Origin of the sequence: Campylobacter curvus, assembly GCF_013372125.1 — a bacterium.
Lineage (GTDB): Bacteria > Campylobacterota > Campylobacteria > Campylobacterales > Campylobacteraceae > Campylobacter_A > Campylobacter_A curvus.
In genome coordinates this window covers 169,553-189,548 of sequence record NZ_CP053826.1, presented here as the reverse complement: position 1 = coordinate 189,548, position 19,996 = coordinate 169,553, and the positions used below count along the sequence as shown (strand labels likewise).

Annotated in this window: 18 protein-coding genes; 5 read left to right on the top strand and 13 right to left on the bottom strand. The window is 44.9% G+C overall.

What is annotated here, in order from left to right:
• Nucleotides 1–2 precede the first annotated feature (2 nt).
• The 5 genes from CCVT_RS00950 to CCVT_RS00930 all read right to left on the bottom strand — a co-directional run bounded on the left by CCVT_RS00950 (nt 3) and on the right by CCVT_RS00930 (nt 6,252).
• The gene (locus CCVT_RS00950) at nt 3–1,016 is read right to left on the bottom strand and encodes an ABC transporter substrate-binding protein (protein ID WP_018137409.1); all 1,014 of its coding nucleotides are present in this window, start codon (nt 1,014–1,016) and stop codon (nt 3–5) included.
• Between the two features lie 215 nt (nt 1,017–1,231).
• Nucleotides 1,232–2,005 carry an ABC transporter ATP-binding protein gene (locus tag CCVT_RS00945; protein ID WP_018137408.1) on the bottom strand — a complete coding sequence of 258 codons (774 nt, stop codon included), beginning with the start codon at nt 2,003–2,005 and terminating at the stop codon, nt 1,232–1,234.
• Nucleotides 2,002–3,012: a FecCD family ABC transporter permease gene (locus tag CCVT_RS00940; protein ID WP_018137407.1), complete on the bottom strand. Its 1,011-nt coding sequence runs from the start codon at nt 3,010–3,012 to the stop codon at nt 2,002–2,004. The genes CCVT_RS00945 and CCVT_RS00940 overlap by 4 nt, the downstream gene beginning before the upstream one ends.
• 28 nt (nt 3,013–3,040) lie before the next feature.
• Nucleotides 3,041–3,925 (bottom strand): class I SAM-dependent methyltransferase, encoded by an 885-nt coding sequence (locus CCVT_RS00935; RefSeq protein WP_018137406.1) that lies wholly within the window; start codon nt 3,923–3,925, stop codon nt 3,041–3,043.
• A 122-nt stretch (nt 3,926–4,047) separates the two neighbouring features.
• Complete coding sequence (locus CCVT_RS00930; RefSeq protein WP_018137405.1) at nt 4,048–6,252, bottom strand: TonB-dependent receptor; 2,205 nt, start codon at nt 6,250–6,252, stop codon at nt 4,048–4,050.
• Between the two features lie 431 nt (nt 6,253–6,683).
• Between CCVT_RS00930 and CCVT_RS00925 the strand changes: the two genes are divergently transcribed.
• Both CCVT_RS00925 and CCVT_RS00920 read left to right on the top strand, forming a co-directional pair.
• A complete protein-coding gene (locus CCVT_RS00925) occupies nt 6,684–7,874 on the top strand; it encodes a NifS family cysteine desulfurase (protein ID WP_009649557.1) in 1,191 nt (396 codons plus the stop codon).
• An 85-nt stretch (nt 7,875–7,959) separates the two neighbouring features.
• On the top strand, nt 7,960–8,952 hold the full coding sequence (locus CCVT_RS00920) for an iron-sulfur cluster assembly scaffold protein NifU (RefSeq protein ID WP_018137404.1): 993 nt from the start codon (nt 7,960–7,962) through the stop codon (nt 8,950–8,952).
• 58 nt (nt 8,953–9,010) lie between these two features.
• On the opposite strand, the gene CCVT_RS00915 is transcribed toward CCVT_RS00920, so the two are convergent.
• From CCVT_RS00915 to ccoG, 8 genes are all read right to left on the bottom strand, one after another.
• The gene (locus CCVT_RS00915) at nt 9,011–9,244 is read right to left on the bottom strand and encodes a hypothetical protein (protein ID WP_018137403.1); all 234 of its coding nucleotides are present in this window, start codon (nt 9,242–9,244) and stop codon (nt 9,011–9,013) included.
• A 91-nt stretch (nt 9,245–9,335) separates the two neighbouring features.
• Entirely contained in the window at nt 9,336–10,055 is a 720-nt protein-coding gene (locus CCVT_RS00910; protein WP_018137402.1) for a hypothetical protein, read from the bottom strand.
• Nucleotides 10,056–10,109: 54 nt separating this feature from the next.
• Nucleotides 10,110–10,337 carry a hypothetical protein gene (locus tag CCVT_RS00905; protein ID WP_009649463.1) on the bottom strand — a complete coding sequence of 76 codons (228 nt, stop codon included), beginning with the start codon at nt 10,335–10,337 and terminating at the stop codon, nt 10,110–10,112.
• A 20-nt stretch (nt 10,338–10,357) separates the two neighbouring features.
• Nucleotides 10,358–11,743: an efflux transporter outer membrane subunit gene (locus tag CCVT_RS00900; RefSeq protein ID WP_018137401.1), complete on the bottom strand. Its 1,386-nt coding sequence runs from the start codon at nt 11,741–11,743 to the stop codon at nt 10,358–10,360.
• Nucleotides 11,736–14,891, bottom strand: a complete 3,156-nt coding sequence (locus CCVT_RS00895; RefSeq protein ID WP_018137400.1) for an efflux RND transporter permease subunit — start codon at nt 14,889–14,891, stop codon at nt 11,736–11,738. The genes CCVT_RS00900 and CCVT_RS00895 overlap by 8 nt, the downstream gene beginning before the upstream one ends.
• Entirely contained in the window at nt 14,891–16,030 is a 1,140-nt protein-coding gene (locus CCVT_RS00890; RefSeq protein WP_018137399.1) for an efflux RND transporter periplasmic adaptor subunit, read from the bottom strand. The genes CCVT_RS00895 and CCVT_RS00890 overlap by 1 nt, the downstream gene beginning before the upstream one ends.
• A gap of 457 nt (nt 16,031–16,487) precedes the next feature.
• Nucleotides 16,488–16,907, bottom strand: a complete 420-nt coding sequence (locus tag CCVT_RS00885) for a TetR/AcrR family transcriptional regulator (protein WP_018137398.1) — start codon at nt 16,905–16,907, stop codon at nt 16,488–16,490.
• A 12-nt stretch (nt 16,908–16,919) separates the two neighbouring features.
• Entirely contained in the window at nt 16,920–18,293 is a 1,374-nt protein-coding gene (gene ccoG, locus CCVT_RS00880) for a cytochrome c oxidase accessory protein CcoG (RefSeq protein WP_018137397.1), read from the bottom strand.
• Nucleotides 18,294–18,432: 139 nt separating this feature from the next.
• Between ccoG and rpsU the strand changes: the two genes are divergently transcribed.
• From rpsU to CCVT_RS00865, 3 genes are all read left to right on the top strand, one after another.
• Nucleotides 18,433–18,645, top strand: a complete 213-nt coding sequence (rpsU, locus tag CCVT_RS00875; protein ID WP_009649620.1) for a 30S ribosomal protein S21 — start codon at nt 18,433–18,435, stop codon at nt 18,643–18,645.
• A gap of 108 nt (nt 18,646–18,753) precedes the next feature.
• Nucleotides 18,754–19,383 carry a MerR family transcriptional regulator gene (locus CCVT_RS00870; protein WP_018137395.1) on the top strand — a complete coding sequence of 210 codons (630 nt, stop codon included), beginning with the start codon at nt 18,754–18,756 and terminating at the stop codon, nt 19,381–19,383.
• On the top strand, nt 19,384–19,995 hold the full coding sequence (locus CCVT_RS00865) for a UPF0323 family lipoprotein (protein WP_018137394.1): 612 nt from the start codon (nt 19,384–19,386) through the stop codon (nt 19,993–19,995).
• Nucleotide 19,996 lies beyond the last annotated feature (1 nt).

Genomic DNA, 19,996 nt, shown 5'->3' with positions numbered 1-19,996 from the left:
AGCTAGAAATTTGACTTTGGGTTTAATATATTTTTGACCTCATCGTCACTTAGCTCGTAGTCGTAAAATTTCTTATAAAATTCCTTCGTTTTTTGCTCCAAATTTAGCTCGGCAAATAGCTCAGGATATATCATCTTGCCCAGCCAAAGCGGCTGCAACGCACCCTCGGCACTTCGCACGCTCCATAGATACACCCCGCTTGGTACGACGAAGACCTTGGCATTTTTGACCGCCTTTATGCCCTGAAACGACGCATTTTTCATGATCTGCGCCTTGCTCTCGGGCGAGTTTGTGATGATGACGTCAGGGTCGTAGAGCACGACTTGCTCCTCGTTTATCGTTTTTGAGATCTTAAACGACGCAGGGTCCATGTCCGAGCTTAAATTTATACCGCCAGCAACCTTGATATACTCGGCTCCGATGTCGTTCGCACCGATGGTCGATAAGTCGCCAGAGTTGAAATTTAGAGCCAAAACGCTTCTTTTTTGCTTTAAATTCGCCGTTTTTTCTTGCACATATTTAACATTTTCGTCAAAATAGGCATTAAATTCAGCCGCTCTTTGCACGCTTTTGCCGCCTAAGATCTCAGCTATCTTGTTCACGCACGCCTTTATCTCGCCGATCGTGCCAAATTTATCGAGCCTCACGACCGCGACTCCGGCGGCATTTAGCTGCTCGATCTGATTTTCGTCAAACATCATCGACACAGGCCCAAAGACGACCTGTGTTTTTGACGCGATGAGCGTCTCAACGCTGCTTCCTAACATGCCGCTTTGATTGCCGCTAGTGCGGATTTTAGGGAAAATTTTAGCCATGAGTGGCGGCAGACGAGACGCGCCCGAGATGATCTTCTCCTGTTGCCCCAGCATCGCACTCATCTGCACGAAAGCCCCTATCATCGGTGTCGCGCGCTCCACCACATCAGGGATGCGCACCTCCTTGCCCTCGCTGTCCGTGACCATCCTGGCCTGTAAAATGACCGCAGTCAATGCTAAAAACAAAATTTTTTTGAACATGGTTTTTCCTTTTTAAATTATATAACGCTCTAGCGTAGTCAAATCTTGTGAAGCGACGCTATCGCCGCCGATTTACAGGGAAGCGGTAGCTGACCGCGTAAATCGTGCTATACGTTCGGCGCCTTGCGGAGCAAGTAAGATTTGCGAAGCGATCGTTTAAGGATATCAACACCCTTTAAAAACAAAGCCCTTAAATTTAAAAGCCCAGCAAATCCTCACACCATCGGCACGCATACAAATTTTTCCCTTCCATCTACGATCACTTTTTCCACTCTGACATCCACACCGTAAGCCGCTTTTAAATTTTCACTCGTGACGATCTCGCCAGCCTCGCCGTAAAGGCACTTTCCTCGCATCAGCAGGGCGACTTTACTGCCAGTATAAAAGGCATGCTCTGGCGAGTGCGACGTCATCACGATGATAAAGCCCGCCGCTTTTAGCTTATTTATCTCGCTTAGCACGCGGATTTGATTGCCAAAGTCAAGGTTCGCCGTGGGCTCGTCTAGCATCATGATCTTAGCCTCTTGCGCGAGGGCTCTGGCGATGAGCACCATTTGACGCTCGCCGCCGCTTAGATCGGTGTAAATTTTATCCCTAAACGCACTCATACCAAGCTTATGAAGTGTCGCCTCAGCGATAGCAAAGTCCCTTTTTGACGGGCTTTCAAACAGCCCAAGGTGCGGCGATCTGCCCATTATCACGACGTCCATGACTTTAAAAGGAAACGGCGGCGTGTGAGCTTGCGGCACGTAGCTAACGAGCTTTGCGCGCTCTTTATCGCTAAGGCTAAGAAGCTGCTCATGCTCCGCAAAAACGCTGCCGCCAAGGGGCTTTAAAAAGCCCAAAACGGACTTAAAAAGCGTCGTCTTGCCTATGCCGTTCGCACCCAGCACGCATAAAATTTCGCCGTCATCAAGCGCAGCGTCAAACCCCTCTACAACGCACTTTTCACCATATCCGCAGCTTAAATTTTGGATCTTAAATTTCACAGCCAGCCCTTTTTGCTACGATAAAGCAGATAGATGAAGACCGGTGCGCCAACGAGCGATGTGAGCACGCCAAGAGGCACTTCGCTGGCTAGTATGCTACGTGCGGCGGTATCGACGACGAGCAAAAACAGCCCGCCGCCTAGCATCGAGACTGGTAGTAGCGTCTTAAAGTCCGCTCCCACCGCAAATCGCGCGATGTGCGGGATCACGAGTCCTATCCAGCCCACGATGCCACAAAACGCCACGCAGCTAGCCGTCAAAAGCGTGGATGCGCAGATGATGACGAAGTTGTAAAATTTCACATTCACACCCATGCTCTTGGCCTCGTCCTCGCCAAATGCCAGGATGTTTAGCCGCCAGCGCAGTAAAAAAAGCGGCACGAAGCAAAGCGCGACCACGCACGCCAGGTAGGCGACGTTTGCGTATCCGCCCGTGCGAGCGAGGCTGCCCATGAGCCAAAACGTGATCTCAGGCAGCTTATCGTCGCTATCAGCTAGAAATTTAAGCAGCGAGCTAGCCGCTCCAAAAAGCGAGGAGATCACGACGCCGCAAAGCACCATCACGAGCACGTTTATCTTACCTTTTGCGATGAGCGAGCTTAGAAATACGACCAGCACGACCGCGCCCAGCCCAAAAGCAAACGCCATGACCTGCACGCCAAAATTTGGCAGCGACAAGATGATCGCGATGCTAGCTCCCACCGCCGCACCACTGCTGACGCCAAGTATATCGGGCGAGACGAGAGGGTTGCGAAAGAGCCCTTGATACACCGCGCCGCTAGCGGCAAGCGCAGCCCCCACGAGCAGGGCAAAAAGTATGCGCGGCAAGCGTATCTGCGTGATGATAGTATAGGCCTGCGCGTCTGCGGGCTCGCCGCCAAAGAAAAATGTCTGTAAATTTTGCGCTATCTGGGTGAAATTTAGCCCGTATCTGCCCGCGCCGATCGACGCAAACGCGAAAATAACGACGAGCACGCAGAGTAAAATGATGATCTTTGTGTTGTTCAAAATTTTCCTTTTTGATTTGGGCGATTTATCAGCCCGCCCTGTCAGCGAGCTCGCGCGCGTCCCACCACATCACGTAGCTTTTGGTCGGTCGGAAAAATCGGTATCCGCCCTCAAATTTTTGCAGATATTTATCTACATTTGCGCGGTAAATTTTCTCCCTTTTAGCGGGCACGTCGCCTGCAAATTTAAAGTGCGCGTATGCCTCCTCCTTGCTCGCAAATACCGCCTCGTAGCCGTCGTCCAGTACGCGGACATTTACGTTTGCGCCCATGTCGTAAAGCATGTTGAAAGTGACGTTGTAGCCAAACATCCTATTATTTTTGCTCGTATCTTGGCGAGCATTTTTGACGGCGTCTTTGCCGCTAGTTTTTGGTGCATCCTGCGCGACGCCATCGAGCAGATCAAGCTGAATTTGCCGCAAGCTTGGCTCGTCATCTAAAAAGCAGATCAGGCAGACGAATTTTCGCGCGATCTTGTTTAGCTTTTTGATGTCGCCAAGCCCTAGCGAACGCGAGGCGATGACGACGTCGTGGCGTCCGATAACTTCCGTCGCGTCACTATCGAGCCAACTTTTTTTAAGGAATTTTATATTTTTCACGCCCGCCTCCTTGGCGTTTGCCTCGCAGTGGTGCAGCATTTTAGCAAACGCATCGACGGCGGTCACGCTTTTTGCGATGCGCGCTATCGGTACGCTCAGCCTACCCGTGCCACAGCCGATGTCCGCGACGCTATCTGCGCTCGTGACGGGCAAAATTTCGACCTGTTTTAGCGTGAAGTCGCGCTCAAGCTTTACCATCTCGTTATACATATCCGCCACATCGTCCCAGTTAATGCGGTTCACCCTGCCGTTTGCGTCCGATAGATCGGCAAATCTAAGCTCTCTTATCGCCTCCCAGTTTAGTAGTCCTTGCATGTTTTTCTCCCATGATAGATCAAACCAAGATCTAAATTTTTAAAAGCATCAAATACCTTTAAAAATTTAGATCGGCAGCAGCTAAGCCACTGCCGAATGGGCTAAATTTAGACTAAATTTGCTTAGAATTTGACCTGTGCTGAAAGCATAAATGTCCTGCTTTGACCCAGGAAAAACCAAGTCGAGTTGCTAGTCCCGTCTACGCTGTTTGGATACAAGCTAGCCCAGTATTTCTCGTTAAAAACGTTATTTACGTTAAATCTCAAAATCGTCTCCTTGCCTAGCCACTGCTTGGTGACGTATCTTACGCCAAGGTCGGTCAAGAAGTAGCCATCCACCCTGTGATTATTGATCTCATCGGCGTATTTTTTGCCTGTATAGTGGAAATTTGCGCTAAATGCGAGCTTGTTCGTACTTGGCACGGTGTAATCAAACAAGACGTTTGCGCGAAATTTTGGCTGGCCGATGACTATTTTATTCTCCGCGTATGCATTTTTGGTCTCTTTTAGTTTTGCATTAAGTAGCATAAATCCGCCAAAAATACCCAAATCTTGCGTTAGTTTACCGCCGGCAGTCATTTCAAATCCTTGATTTACCTGCTTACCCTGCTCGGCAAATTCCGAATACCCACTACTGCCGACACTCTCATAAGCTATCGGCCGCTCTATCTTAAAGAGCGCAGTTGAAATATCGGTCTCACCTACCCTTGCCTTTGCGCCGATCTCGTATTGTTTGCTACGATTTGGCTTTAGATAAACGGTTTGATTAGGATAAAGCGGATGCGTGCTTTGATATGTAAACGAGCTTCCAGCCCTGATACTGTCGGCATATGTAACGTAAAGGCTTAAATTTTCAACGGGTTTATAGATAAAGCTCGCCGCGTAGCTGTTACCATTTTGCGAATAATTTTTGACCTTATCGCCGTTTGTTTTGATACTTTCACTGCTAAACCATGACTTTGACAGTGACAAAACAAGGTTGAATTTATCGTTGAATGCGATATCATCGACGACAGAGACATTGTTCATATCAGTGTATCCGCTCTTTCGCTTAGCTCCACCGCCTCTTGCTAAATTTGGCTCCGGCAAAACGATAGGATCATATAGATTTGACATGCCGATGTTGTTGTTTGAGCCTGCTCTGTTTGGCCTGGTATATGAAATTTGGCGATAGCCGTTAAACGCGGCGGCAAAGTTATGCTTTATCCATGCTGTCTCAAAATCCGTCGTAGTCTTTACGAAATAACTTCTGACCTCCGGGTTTGGCACTCCGCCGTCTCGCTCGCTGTAGCTTACCGTATAGTCGCTTTTAGCATTTATAAATGTATTTCGTGCGGTATTCATATTTCTAACCGGCGAATGCCACTGATAGCCACCCTCGAAATACCATTTTTCATTAGGTGCGTATTTAAATTTGGCGCTTGCGGTTTGAGTAGTAAGCACGCTTCCCGCGAACGGCTGACCAAGTCCCGCAGCGGTATTTTCGACTGGGTCTGGAATAGCAAAATTTAAATTTCCGTTAGTCGATTTTATAGCAAAGCTAGTGGGCATGCCAAACATCTTGTGACGAAAATAACTATAATTCGTCTCCAAGGTAAGCTCATCGGTCAGATAAAAATCAAGTCCCAAACTAGCAAGCCTTCTTGAATACTTACTTTGTTTCGTTTGCTTCTCACCGTTTGAGTAGTAAAATACACTGCGATAACCGATCTTTTCAAATTTATCAGACGTATCAAGGCCGATGCCTAGGTGCTCGCGAGAGCTGTAATCGCTCCAAATGATATTTTGCAGCTCCACAGGGCGCTTTCTGGTGTAGCTAAATATACCGCTTGGCGCCTGACCGCCGTAAAGCGAGCCTGCTAGGCCGTTTTGAACCTGCACGCTCTCAAACATAGCCATCGGTATCGAGGTCATCGGAAGCACATAAAAGCCGTCCCAAAGCATATTTCCTATAACGTCAGCTTGAAAGCCACGAGTCTCTGGGCGACCTATCTCGGGACCGAAGCGATACTGGATCTGCGCCGAAGGGAAAAATTTTATCAAATCTTGCGGCTGCTGCGCCATTTGATTATCCATCAGCTGCCTTGAGACGGTATTTATCTGATAGGGCGTGTCTTGTATCTTTTTGCCTGCGAGCGGGCCGCTGGCGACAGATTTATTTAAAATTCCCTCTGCTATACCGCTTTCACTTATCCTATCGGCTGCGCTATTTACCTCGACGGCTTGTAGCTTTTTCTCCTCTATCGCGCCGGCATTCACGGCAAAAAATATCGCGCAACACGCCACGATAGAAAGTAGGTTGCTACCCCTCCCCATATACTTTTTCATGATAACTCCTTGATAATGTAAAGTAAATTTCATGTGATTTTAGGATTTGTTTGCTTAGCAAATATTTAAAATTTATTTTTTATATTGTTAAGATACCATATATATCGTTAAGATTTTATATACATATAAAGATATATATTTAAGATAGTAATTTTTACTAAAATTTTAAAAATCAAAATTTTAAGGCTTTTAGACAAAATTTCTTAAGAAAAAATTTTAATATTCAGATATTTTTAGCCCTTTTTTATAATAAAACACCTGGATAGCGATAAATTCAAATATTGATAAAGAATTTCAATATATTTTTACTATCAAAATTTAGTAGAAATTGAAAAAATTAGCCCAAAAATTTAAACTATCTTTTATCAAATTTGTTATAATATCCCATCAAAAATAAAAAGGATAAAATCTATCCTAATTAAGGGCAAATTTTGAGAGTATATTTAGATAATAACGCCACGACGATGGTCGATCCGGAAGCATTCGAGCTGATGAAGCCGTTTTTTTGTGAAAAATACGGCAATCCAAATTCCCTACACAAATTTGGCTCTGAGACACATCCGGCGCTAAGGACTGCGCTCGATCAGCTATATGCGGGCATAAATGCCAAAGATAGCGACGATATCGTGGTCACCTCGTGTGCGACAGAGAGCAACAACTGGGTCGTGAAGGGGGTTTATTTCGACAAGATCGCCACAGGCGAAAAAAAACGCATCATAACAAGCGCCGTGGAGCATCCGGCTATCGCTGCGACATGTCAATTTTTGAAAAAATTTGGCGTAGAGCTTACGATACTTGATGTAAACAGCGAAGGCGTCGTGACCGCGCAGCAGCTAAGAGATGCGATGAGCGATGATGTCGCACTAGTCTCCGTGATGGTCGCAAACAACGAAACGGGTATGATATTTCCGACAAAGGAGCTAGCGGCGATAGCGCATGAATACGGAGCACTTTTTCACAGCGACGGTGTGCAAGCGGTAGGTAAAATCCCTATAAACGTGCAAGATCTTGGCGTTGATTTTCTAAGCTTTTCGGCGCATAAATTTCATGGACCAAAAGGTGTGGGCGGACTTTACATAAAAGACAGTCAGCCCCTAAGCAGTCTGCTTCACGGCGGCGAGCACATGGGCGGACGTAGGAGCGGCACGCTCGATGTCGCAGGTATCGTCGGCATGGGCAAAGCACTTGAGCTAGCCAACAAATACATGAGCTTTGAGGGCTCACACGTGCGACGCCTACGAGATAAGCTGGAGGATGCGCTTTTATCGATACCTGATGTCAGCGTAGTAGGCAAACGCGAACACCGCGTACCAAATACGATCCTGGCGTCCATAAAAGGTGTCGAGGGCGAGGCTATGCTGTGGGATCTAAATCGTGCCGGCATAGCAGCATCTACCGGCTCTGCATGTGCCAGCGAAACGCTCGAGAGCAACCCGATAATGGAAGCCATAGGAGCGGACAAAGAGCTCGCTCACACCGCGCTTAGACTATCTCTTTCGCGCTTTAATACAGAAGCCGAGATAGACTACGCGATAGAGCATATCAAAAAGGCGATAACCAGACTAAGGGCGATCTCAAGCACGTTTGCATACGCGCCGATAGGTCACGTAAGCGGCCTATAAATTTTAGAAAAAGAAAAGGTGGCGGTATCGCGAGGTAGATTTAAAAGATACTCACGAGACAATACCGTAACCGCAAAGGAAGAAAATGGCAAAAAATAGTTTGATAGGCGGCTCTATCTGGGACGAATACTCTCAGGTAGTGCAAGATAGGATGAATAATCCTAGATTTATGGGCGAGCTGACCGAAGAGGACGCTAAAAAGGCAAATGCAAAGCTCATCGTAGCGGACTTTGGTGCAGAAAGCTGCGGCGATGCGGTGAGGCTTTATTGGCTGGTCGATGAGAAGACTGACACGATAATCGATGCGAAATTTAAGAGCTTTGGCTGCGGGACTGCGATCGCCAGCTCCGATACGATGGCCGAGCTTTGTATCGGCAAAACTGTCGACGAGGCAGTCAAGATCACTAACATCGACGTCGAAAAAGCTATGCGCGACAATCCCGACACTCCGGCTGTCCCACCGCAAAAGATGCACTGCTCGGTCATGGCCTATGACGTCATCAAGGCTGCCGCAGCGAGCTACAAGGGTGTAGATCCTGAACATTTTGAGGACGAGATCATCGTGTGCGAGTGTGCGCGCGTGAGCCTAGGCACGATAAAAGAGGTCATCCGCCTAAACGACCTTCACACGGTCGAAGAGATCACGCAATACACCAAAGCCGGCGCATTTTGTAAGTCCTGTGTACGCCCTGGCGGACACGAGAAACGCGAGTATTATCTAGTCGATATCTTGCGCGATACTCGTGCTGAAATGGAGCAAGAGAGGCTAAAAGCCCAAGCCAACGCACAAGCTAGTAACAACCTAAGCGACCTAAGCTTTGACGAGATGACATTGGTCGGGCAGCTAAAAGCGGTCGAAAGCGTAATAGATCAAGAGATCCGCCCGATGCTGATGATGGACGGTGGTAACCTCGAAATTTTAGACATCAGAAAAGACAACGATCAAAATGTCGACGTTTATATCCGCTACCTGGGAGCCTGCTCAGGCTGTGCGAGTGGAGCCGGCGGAACGCTATACGCTATAGAAAACGTACTTCAAGAGAATTTAAGCCCGCATATCAGGGTGATGCCTGTATGACGTGAAATTTAGCCTGTAAAGTGAATTTGCAGGCTAAATTCTAAATCTACATTAAAATTTACAGGTGTGAAATTTCAAAGGCTAAATTTTTAGCCGGAAACTCCGCCTTTAAAGCATTTTCTTTCCCTGCTAGAAAGTCATCGATAAACCTCTTATGCAAATCATAAAATTTCTTGCTGTATTCGTCTAAAATTTTAAGCAGCTCGTCAAACGCTCTACCGGCAGTATCGATGTCAGTTCCCGTGTAGGCGGCTATTTTCCTGGTCCTAAAATCAGGATCGCTTTGGCTCATGTATTGCTCTAGGCTTTTACCGCTTTTTAGGAAGTCGTAGTAGTTTTTTACTTGCTGGGTTACGCTAAGAGATCCTGATTGTTTGTGAGCCTCAGAGGTAGTGGCTTCGTAATATAATTAAATTATGAAATAACTCTCCGACGGTAGTCGTATCAAGATCGTTATTTTGGGTTAGTCCGACGACTTCTATATATCCTCTTTTTTCATTATGGATGATATCTAGGCTTCCCTTTTCTATATCAGCGGGCGAGGATACTCCAAAAGCGTATGAAAATCCAGTTTTCATGCTTCCATCGGATAAATTTTCTATTTGTAATAGATCGTTTTGTTCTCTCGTATCATTTCTAGTCTGATAAATTTTAACTAAATTTCCAAATATACTGTCATCATGACTATAGCCAGCCGGCATAGAAAGCATTTGCTCCTGAGTTATATTGGTATCTCCACTTAGATCTATCGCATTGTTCGTATAGGCTTTAAAAAATTTCCAAGCTCTAGAGATAGCTTCTATCGACTCAAGTCCTGTTTTTTCGTTACTGGCATAATCTACTGCCATATCCATAGTCTTTATATGAATTTTAACATTTTGAGGGATGCCGGCTGCTTTATTAAAGTCAGCTCCGAAAAAGCCTTTACTATCAACATTAAAGCCATATTTTGTGGGAGTGTCATAGACTGATTTTACATTACTGACAGAATTTAGATTTGACTCGAAATTTGATTCTTTTATGTCTTTGATTATTTTGTTTGTGTTGTACGAAGCGTAAGAATTTGAGTAGGACGGAACATAATCGCTATTTAGACTTTGCATTTGCTTTACCTCCTAAATTTTAAGAGGTAAAGCAATGCTCGTTCCAAATTTAGCCTAGGCCTTTCGTCTGGCCGCTCTGATCGGAATCACGAAGATCGCGGCGATAGCGTAAAAAACTATGCCAAAAACCGCCGCCATCATAAATATCATCCCGATATCCACAAACGATGACTCCAGCCTGAACTGCTCTAAATAATCTATCAAAAACCAAAACGCCACGCCAAGGACTATGGCGAAGGCGAAAAAGCCCCAAGAGAATAAAAAATTTAAAATTTTAGTCATATCCGCTCCTTTTGTAAATTCTATTTCTGATCCGTTTGTTCGGCCTTAAATCCGCCGCCAAATACCTTGTAAATTTCAATGGCCGCGTTATCTAAATTTAGCTGTGCGCTTATCGCGCTTAGTCTAGTGCTCAGCAAATTTCGCTGCGCATCGAGGAAAGTGAGATGATCGCTGTATCCGGCGTCGTATTGAGCCTTTGCCAAGCGATAAATTTCATCTTGAGAGCTTAGCAGCCTTTTTGTATCTTGCCAGACTTGCATAGCGTTTTTACGGTCCTCTAGGGCGACTTTAACCTCGCCAAGAGCCGTTTTTATCGTCTTTTCATAGCTTAGAGCGTTTGCACTTTGAGTAAGCTCGGCGATCTCTACGTTATTTGCCCGTCTGCCGTAGTCAAATACAGTTTGTGCCAAAGAGCCGGCTAACGACCAGACATTGGCATTTTGCACGAATAATCTATCAAGCTCACTAGAGCTAAAGCCGAAAATTCCGGTCAAAGAAAGCGTAGGAAAATAAGCCGCTTTAGCCACGCCGATCAGTGCGTTCGAGCTTTTTAGACTCTCGTAAGCGCTCGCCACATCGCTTCTACGAAGCAAGATATCAGAGCTGATGCCGGCGTTTACCTGCGGTGCATCAGGTAGTGTGGCGCTAGTAGCTACGATCTGGTTTAAAATTTCGTCATTGCTCTTCGCACAAAGTATAGCTAGAGAATTTGAAGCGCTTACGATGGAATTTTTCACGTCAGTGAGGCTGATCTGCGCACTTTGGACCGACGCTACGCTTTGTAGATATACCATTTGCGTTATGCTGCCCGCATCCAGCTGCTTTTTGCGGTAGTTCATCGTGTCAATATAGCTGGCAAGGGTATCTTCCAGCACACGCTCTTGCATCCTCAAAGAAACCAGCGTGAAGTAAGCTTGAGCTACGTTTGAGGCGATAGTTAACCTTGAGTTTGCGTAGTCATACTTACTAGCTTGCAAAAGCGCATCCGATGAGGCGATAGAGTTTCGCACCCTGCCCCAAAGATCGACCTCGTAGTTTAGCACGGCATTAAGCGAGAAGCTATCGTATTTTATATTATCTTGCCCGGTGTAAGTCTCGCCGCTCGTCCTGGCCTTGCTCGCTTCGGCGTTTATGCCCACAGTCGGGAAAAGGTCGGCCTTGGAATTTTTAAGCGTCAAAGCCGCTTTTTGTAAATTTATATAGGCGAGCTTTAGATCGATATTGTTTTTAAGGGCGTCCTCGACCAGTGCGTTTAGCCTCTCGTCGTTAAATTCCTTCCACCAATAATCATTGATGTCGCTGCTTTCGTATTTATACTCAAACGTGGTATTAGTCTCTGGCATAGCCGGTCTAAACGAGCAGCCGGCCATAAACAAAGCGATGATAAAAATAGCTATATTACGCATTTACTTCACCTCCGTCGCGTTTAACAACCTTGCCTTTGTTCCAGAATCTCTCATTTAAATTTTCAAGTAAATAATAAAATAAAGGCACGAAAAATATCGAAATCGTAGTTGCCGCTATCATGCCGCCTACAACGCCTGTGCCTAATGAGTGCCTGCTGGCTGCGCCCGCGCCGGTCGAGATGACCATCGGAAAAACGCCAAGCGTAAATGCGATAGAGGTCATGACGATAGGACGAAACCTAAGCTTTGCTGCACTGATAGCTGCATCGAATACGCTCTTGCCGCTCTCGCGCTCTTGCATCGCAAATTCCACGATCAAGATCGCATTTTTAGCCGATAGACCGATGAGCAAAAGCAGACCGACCTGAAAATAAACATCGTTCGTAAGTCCTCTAGCCCATGTCGCAAGAAGCGAGCCAAAGACCGCAAAAGGCACGGCTGTGATGACTGCAAGCGGTATGAGCCAGCGCTCGTATTGAGCCGCTAGGATCAAGAAGACAAAAACCATACCAAAGATGAACGCTGTAGTTCCCGTTCCGGAGGCATTAACCTCCTGATACGCGGTCCCTGACCATGCGACTGAGTATTCGGCGTCACTTAGCGTCTCTTTGACGACCTCTTGGATAGCATTTAGCGCATCGCCGGAGGTGTAGCCAGAGGCCGGATCGCCCAAGACCTTAGCCGCAGGGAAAAGGTTGAACCTATCGACTATATCAGGTCCCATGCTTCTTGTAAGAGTCGCTACGGAATTTAAAGAGACCATATCTCCGTTTGAGCTTTTTACGAAAATACTCCTCAGATCTTCGGGCGAATTCCTAAAGGTATCCTTAGCCCTCACATAGACGCGGTAGGTCTTGCCGAGCATGCTAAAGTCATTTACGTAGCATGAGCCTATCGTCGCTGCAAGCGTATTAAATATATCCGATTTGCTCACTCCTAGCAAATTTGCCTTTTCATAGTCTACGCTTATGTCATATCGCGGGAAATTCGTCTCAAGTGTCGTTCTAACGCTTGTCAGCTCAGGACGAGTCCTAGCCTTGGCGACTACTTTCAAGACGTCTTCTTCGATTTGCTGGTAGCTTTTGCCGCTTCTGTTTTGCAGATACATCTCAAAGCCGCCTGTCATAGATAGACCCATTATCGGTGGTAAATTCACCGCAAAGCTCAAGCTCTCTTTTGACGGATAAAACACTCCGTTATATTTATTGACTAGCGCGTCTATGCTGCTATCTGCAGTCTTTCTCTTGCTCCAGTCGGTAGTGCGTACGAAAAATACCATAGAATTTTCGCGAAGCGCTCCGGCTAGCAAATCATACCCTGCAAATCCAGTAATCCTCTCGATATTTGGATCAGCCATCAGCGTCTCGGTCATCTTTTGATTCTCTTTTACCGTCCTAGCGATCGCTGAAGCGGGTGGTAGAGATGATATGACCATAAAGTAACCTTTATCTTCACTTGGCACGAGGCTTGAAGGAAGCGTTTTAAAAAGTCCGCTCATGGCAAAGATAACGACTGCAACGATGATAAGGCTTGGTATGACGTGTCTGAGCACTTTGGCCACGCCTGCTGAAAACATCCTCGTGCTCCAGTCGAAGAAGTCGTTAAATTTCTGAACTATCCAAAACGGTTTGTTTTCGCCGCGCTTTAGCATGATAGCCGCGAGCGCCGGCGTGAGCGTAAGCGCCACAAAGCCGGATAGACATACCGAAACGACGAGCGTAAGCGCAAACTGCCTTTGTATAACGCCGACAAAGCCCTCCATAAAAGCAACCGGCACAAAAACCGCCGAGAGAACGAGCACGATCGAGATGACCGGCGTAGCGACCTCTTCCATAGCCTTGATAGCTGCGTCTTTTACGCTTATATCGGGCTCTTCGTGCATTATACGCTCTACGTTTTCTATAACGATTATCGCATCGTCAACGACGATACCGATGGCAAGGATGAGCGCAAAAAGAGTTATCAAATTTATCGAAAATCCCATCGCGTAAAATCCGGCAAACGTTCCTATGATAGATACCGGTACCGCTAGCATCGGTATGATGGTCGCTCTTATACTCTTTAAGAAAAAATACATAACTATCATAACAAGCAGCATCGCTTCGATAAAGGTCTTTACGACCTCTTCGATAGAGACCTGAACGAATGTCGTAGTATCGTAAGAGACCGTATGCTTAAACCCTTCCGGATAGCTGGCAGATAGCTCGTTTAGCCTTTGAGCGACTGATTGTGCGGTCTGAAGTGCGTTTGCGTCGTTTTGTAAAAATACGAGCATCGGCACCATGGTTTGGTTATTCAAAAAGCCGTTAAATGAGTAGCTTTGCATACCTATATCGACATCGGCCACTTGCTTGAGCTTTAACATCGTGCCGTCGCTATTTGCCCTTAAGACGATATTTTCAAATTCTTCAGGCTTAGAGTAACGTCCGTCGGACTTTATCGAATAAACATAAGGATTTTTAGCATCTTGCAAAGGCGGCTCGCCGATAGTTCCTGCCGCGTATTGAGAATTTTGAGTTTCTATGGCGCTTAAGACTTCGGATACGCTTATGTTAAATTTAGATAGCTCGTCAGGCTTTAGCCAAATTCTCATCGCATAGCTTTGATTTCCTATGACAGCTACGTCACCCACGCCTTTTACACGTTTTATCTCATCTGAAATGTTTAGCAAGACGTAGTTTGCCAAGTCGCGCTTATTCATACTGGGATCATCCGTCGTAAATGCTACGACCTCTAGGATAGAGCTACTTCTTTCTCTGACGGTGACGCCTACTTGCTGCACTTCTTGAGGCAAACGAGCAAGGGCCGCTTGGACGCGGTTATTGACGTCGATAGTCGCTTGCTTGGAATTTGAGCCGATATTGAAATACACGCTTATACTCATAGTACCGCTCGAGCTTGAGGTGCTTTGCATGTAGATCATATTTTCAACACCGTTTATCTCGTCTTCAAGGATCGAAGCCACCGTGCTTGCTATGATCTCTGCGTTTGCTCCCGTATAGGAGGCGCTGACGCTTACCTCAGGAGGAGTGAGCTTTGGATACTCTTCTATCGGCAATCCCCTGATCGACACGAATCCTGCGATAACGATGATTATCGATATGACCGCGGCAAATATCGGGCGATTGATAAAAAATTTAGAAAACATTACTTGTTCTCCTTGCCTTGCGTATCAGGCTGGACGCTAGAGCCCGGGCCTATCTTTTTGAAGTTATTTAGTATGATCACGTCGCCCTCTTCTAGCCCTTCTTTCACGTAGGCTTCAGTAACGGTTTGATATATGATCTTTATACTTTTTTTGACTACTTTGCCGTCTTTTACTAGATAGACATAAGGGCTAACGGTATCTTGAAGTATAGCCACTTGAGGGATAGCAAAGCTATCTTTTTGCACAAAGCCGTTCATCGAAATTCTGGCGAACACTCCGGGCAAAAGCTTGCCGTCTTTGTTTTCAAATTCAGCCTTGGCTAAAACGCCGCCGCTATTTACATCGACGGTGCTATCTATAAATTTTACTTTACCTTCGAAATTTTGCCCGTCTACGGTCAGTATGGCTTCTTTATTTATCTGCTCCCAGCTGTTTTGATCTATATTCTTAGCTCTGTTTAGCTCGTCTATATCGGATATATAAAACCTAACATCGATAGGATCGATCTTGGTTAGCCTCACCAGCTCGCTACTGCCCGCTGCTACGTACGCTCCCACATCGACTAAATTTTCGCCCACCACGCCGCTAAATGGAGCCGTGACGTTCGTATAGCCAAGGTCCAGCTTAGCACTTTTAGTAGATGCGACCGCGCTTTTTAGCGTAGCGTCGGCACTTTCATACGTGGCAAGTGCGGAGTCATAATCTTTTTGAGAAAGAGCTTTTTGAGCGAAGAGCTTTTTGACACGCTCCATCTCGTTTTTGGCATTTTTTAAATTCGCCTCGGCTTGCGCTATGCTCGCTTTTGAGGACTCATAAGTGGCTTGATACTTCTCAGGATCGATGACAAAAAGCACTTGACCCTCTTTTACGGTATCGCCGGCTTTGAAATTTTGTTTCAAGAGCGTTCCTGAAACCTTTGGCTTGATGATCACATCTTGTTCGCTTTGTATGCGAGCAGGATAGTTAAAGCTCATCGGATAATCGCCTTTTTTAGCGACTACGACATCAACATGTGCTGCTGGCATAGCAGATGCTGCCGCTTGAGCTTTGTCTTTTTTAAAGATGTTTAGATCATCCAAGCAGCCCGTAAAAAACACAGCCACAGCTAAAGCGAGCGATAAATTTGTAAGCTTGCCCATTTAAAATTCTCCTTGTAAATTTTATTGCCTGAGACTAAAGTAATATACATTACATCACCTGTTTAGAATGGACGATTATACTTTTAAATATTAAACAAGTCAATAATATTATTAAAAAATTTTAGTTATATTATTCGCTCGCCCAAACGCAATCAAAACGGCCGTTTAAATTTAAAACGATTTTAAACTCTGCTAAAAAGTGACCACGACCGCATATGCAATTAAAATTTTGCCTTTAAGGCTAACTTAGGCCGAGGTTTTATTTATAAATTCCGTGTAAAAACAGATCGACTACGCTTTGGATCATCTTCTCTTTTTGGGTCTCGCTCAATTTTATGCCTTCGCCTAGTATCACGCCGCTTAGGTGATAGGGCTCTCGTATAAGAGCGCAAAATTTCAGTGCAAGCTCCTCGTAGTCATACTCTTTTATATGCGGTGCGACATCGTCTCTTGAGAATTATTTAGTCAAAATTCCACATGTTCTTTTGATTATATTTACGTTAAATCGCTCACCAAGCTCCTTATTTTTATAGCATTCGCTTATTATGAGCCTAGAAAGCGCTATGGAGTAAGGCTTGCAAAATATATCGAAATAAAGCAATCCAAACCTATATAAAATTTCCTCCAAGCTCTTTGAAGACTTTAAATTTACCTTCTCATCGAGCTCCTTACAAAAATCATCGAAATTTTTCTCCATTATCGCGGCAAAAAGTCCCTCTTTGTTAGTAAAATACTTATAAACGCTAGCAAGCGAACCTCCACCTTTGGCGACTATATCGCTAAGGCTCGTATGCTCGTAGCCTTTCTCCAAAAACAGCTCGAGACCCGTTTGCATTATGATCTCGTATCTCTTTTTGCCCTTTTCTGAAATATTCATAAATTTCTCCTATTAATTTTTAAACTCATTATTGTAGCGTATTTTTTTAGGATACACAAATATAGTTTCACGATTTACGTTTATTTTACGTTGCTCGTCTATTGCAAATGCGTTTATCATAATAGAAACCGGCATATCATTTTTGAAATTTTGGTTTAAATTTAGCGATCTTAGCGTGACTATCGTCTTTTGCTTCGCACCGGCTTTTATGCGCACTGGGCTGTTTGGGCGGACTATTTTTAAATTTGTGTCATTAGTGTCAAAATAATATTCATGCTCCTTATTATCGGTATTTTGAAACAAAAATACATAAGAATTTTCAACGCTTCCGTCCCTACCCACGCTGTAAAGTTCGCTGGTGCGGTTGATATTTAAAAGCATATGCTCTTTTTTGCCGCTCATTAGGATAAGTCCGACAAAAGCTACGATTAAGATAACGAGATAAGCTACCGTTCTAAAGCGTATAAATTTTACCTTTCGGTGAGTTTTTTGTGAGTTATCGCTCGTCCAGTCTATCAGCGAAGGAAGGCTAAATTTCGCCATTACTTTTGCACATGCGTCAGAGCATTCAAGACAGTTTATGCACTCAAGCTGCATACCTTTTCTTATATCGATATGAGTCGGGCAAATTCTCACGCAAGCCTCACAGCCGGTGCATTGACTTTCGGGATCCGGTGGCTTTTTGTAAAGCTTTACACCTTTATCGTAAATTTTACCGCCACGCTGTTCGTTGTAGATGACTTGGATCGTATCGCTGTCAAACATCACCGACTGCACCCTCGCATACGGGCAAACATAGATGCAAAAATTCTCAGCCAAGATCGCGACGTCATAAACGAGCCAAAGTACGATACAGGCGAGAAATCCTATCAAAATTTTATGCTCGGAACCATCCTTTAAATAAGCGAAAAAATCCTCCGGTGGCACGAAATACCATAAAAAATTCGAGGCTATGAGCACGCAGATGATAGCCCATATGAAAATGGCTGAAATTTGCTTTAAAATTTGCCCCTTTGCCGCTTGCTGCTTATTTTGGACGCTTCTGTTTATCTTTAAAATTTTAGTCTGCAAAAGATCTCGAAAGATCACGCGAAATATTGTCTGCGGACAGCTCCAGCCGCACCAAATGCGCCCTGCCAGCGTCGTTACAAAAAATACGAATAAAAATAAGATGATGAACAAAAACGGCATCAAATAAAGCTCTTGCATATCAAATTTCACAAAAAATAGATGAAGCTGGCTTTTGTCGAAATTTAGCAAAAATAGATGATTGCCATCTACACGGATAAATGGCAAAATAAGAGCGATGACCGAAATAATGGCAAATACGATATATCGCCGCTTCGTATAGCTGTGACAGGGTGAAAAATTTTTCGGCAAGGTCATAAACGCTCCTTAGAAACAAATACGTAATATTTTAAAGATTATAGTCCTGTCAAAGTTAATCTATCTTGAAAATTTGTAAATTTAAAATTTTTAAGATATAATCCAAATCTCAAAATTTTACTGAAAGGTGGTGAGGATCGTGCCGGGAATCAAGGTGCATCCGAACGAGTCTTTTGACGAAGCTTACAGAAAGTTCAAAAAACAAGTAGATCGCAATCTCATCGTAACAGAGGTCAGAGCGAGACGCTTTTTTGAACCTATGACTGAAATTCGCAAAAAGCAAAAGATTTCAGCTCGTAAAAAAATGCTCAAACGTCTTTATATGCTTAGACGTTACGAGTCAAGACTCTAACCAAAACACGGTGGCGCTAAAACGCCGCCTTGTTTAACTCTTGTTTTAGCCTTCTTTGTTTATAATGCCTTGTCATAATCTTAAAATTTATCTTAAACGGAAAAATCTATGCAAAAGCTACCTGTTGGCCAAGCAGCTGAAATTTTAGGCATAACAAAAGAGGCGGTCTATAACCGCATAAGGCGAGGTTCTTTAAAGGCCGTAGAAAAAAACGGACAAAAATTCGTCATCTTAAATGACGAAAACGCGCAAGAGCCCGAAATAAAATCTGTCAAAAAGCCTACTACAAAAACTCCAAAATCCGCAAACAACGATGAATTTGTAAAATATCTCTTGACCGAACTTAGCGAGATGAAAGCGGCAAATTTAAACCTTCAGGCCGACAAAGAGCGGCTATTTAAAGAAAAAGAGCAGATGCTCATAGAGCGCAAAAACGAAATTTCGCAAATTTACAAAGAGCGCGACGAGAAGCTGATGCAGTTTCTAAACGCGATGCAAAAGCCATTTTTGACGCATAAAAACGACGAGCCCGCCATCGAAGCGCAGATAGACGAGGACGGTGAGAAAAAATGGATAAGCCTGGGCGAATATCTGCGCTCCTTGACGCCGCAACCAAAGAATATCAAAAAGGTGCAAAACAAGATAATAAAACGGATAAATCACTCAAAATTCATAAAATTTAAAAACGGCGTGATACTGATCAGAAAAAATAAAACTTTACAAGAGGTGACAGAATAGATGAAACATATAAAAAAGATAGCGACTTATGCGGCTATTGGCGGCTTTGGTGCGGTCGTGATGGCAGGACTAGCCGGATGCGACAGGAAGGACGAGCAAACCAACGCAATGAACGAAGTGGCGCAAAAAACGGGTGCGTTCGTCGTCATCGAGGAGACCGAACCCGGCAAATACAAAGTGCTTGAGGAGTATCCAAGCAGCGAAACGCGTGTAGTTTTAAAGCAGCTTGACGGCACGGAAAGAATTTTGTCAAAAGAGGAAATGGACGCATTAGTAGCCGAGGAAAACGCCAAAATCGACAACGGAACGTCAAATTTGACAAAGCCGGATGCCCAGCTAAGTAGCGGCGGTGCCGGCCTTGGCGAAATTTTACTAAGCTCTGCGGCAGGCGCGATAATCGGCAGCTGGATAGGCAACAAACTCTTTGGCAACCAAAATTTTCAAAGCCAAAGGCAAACCGCCTATAAAAACCCAAGCACATACATGAGAAGCGTCGATAGCTTCAACAAAGCAAGGAGCACGGTGACAAGTCCAAGAGGCGCTTCAAAGAGCGGATTTTTCGGAGGTGGCTCAAAAAGCTCCGGCTCTTCGAGCGGATTTTTCGGGGGTTAAG